Genomic DNA, 1108 nt, shown 5'->3' on the forward strand with positions numbered 1-1108 from the left:
ACCTGCCACAACGCCCGTTACTCACCGGCAGCAGCGGCCGAAGCCGCTCCCACTGGCCGTCAGTCAGATCACCCCTACTCCCCATAGTCATATCAACGACTCAACTGATCGACAGGACACGGCCTAGGTCCACACGGTAGTCCCGCTGGTAGAGCGAGGCCGCCGCTCGGTCATGGCGTGAGAACTCGCCAGCGACGCAGATCACCCGGGGGCGCCGCCAGTCGACCGCCTCCGCCGCATCGGCGTCCAGCTGTCTGCGCACCAGGGCCTCGAACTCGTGCCGGTACGCCAGCAGCCAGACCAGATAGGACCCGGCCTGGGCGATCACCCCGGCACCGCGCCCGCGCTTGAACTCGATGACCACCGGCACGCCGTCCTCGTCCAGGCCCAGCGTGTCGATCCGCCCCTGATGCCACGGCCCCGTCGAGTACTCCGACGCCAGGAACCGCACCCCCAGCATCGGTTCCAGCGCCCCCTCGACCCGCCGCTGAAGCTCCCGCTCCCGCGCCACCGTCGAACCCCGCAGCTCGACATCCCGGCCATCAGCACCCCGCCGGAACACCTTCAGATCGGCCGCCCACGCCCCCTTCGCACGACCCTACCCAGGCACCAATCCAGAAGAGGAACGCGATATTCCCCAACCGGGCCTCTAGGCCTGTTCGAAGGTCGGCGGCGGTCCCGGCAGGGCCAGCCGAAGCATGGTTCGCAACGACCGACCTGTCGGCAGCCGGCGTCAGCGCAGGTCGAGGAGCCTCATTACGAGATTGAGAAGGGCGAGAGTCAGCGGCCCGCTGACCGTGCGGAGGCTGGCCTCGGCGGCCACGTGCAGGAGATCGCTGCGGCTAGCAGCTCGGTTGCGGCATGGGCATGCTCGCGGCGTCGTACGGCGGCGCTTACGGTTGGACATGTCAGCCTCCTTCGGGAGCGGTTGATGGCTCCCCCGCGTCGAAGGTCCGGCCAGGAACGTGTCGACGCGGGGGCGTGCACTAGGTTCTGTCCGGTCGATCATGAGCGGAGCCAGATGGCCAGTGCGGCGACCGTGACCGTGCCGAGGAAGACGTAGACGCGTTTGTCATATCTGGTCGCGACGGCGCGGAAGTTCTTCAGT

The 1108-nt window shown here is 68.0% G+C and carries 1 protein-coding gene and 1 pseudogene; both read right to left on the bottom strand.

Annotated elements, in window-relative coordinates; all coding sequences use genetic code 11:
- Positions 1-100: 100 nt before the first annotated feature.
- Positions 101-460, bottom strand: coding sequence for a hypothetical protein (locus KS423_RS46005; RefSeq protein WP_374120195.1), 360 nt, complete (start codon positions 458-460; stop codon positions 101-103).
- Positions 461-1005: 545 nt separating this feature from the next.
- A pseudogene (locus KS423_RS46010) lies at positions 1006-1108 on the bottom strand (IS5/IS1182 family transposase); the annotation flags it as partial.

Origin of the sequence: Streptomyces sp. LS1784, assembly GCF_020103755.1 — a bacterium.
Taxonomy (GTDB): Bacteria; Actinomycetota; Actinomycetes; order Streptomycetales; family Streptomycetaceae; genus Kitasatospora.

Excerpts from the sequence above, each read along its gene's own strand:
- KS423_RS46005 (WP_374120195.1), bottom strand. The coding sequence starts at position 460 with ATGCTGGGGGTGCGGTTCCTGGCGTCGGAGTACTCGACGGGGCCGTGG.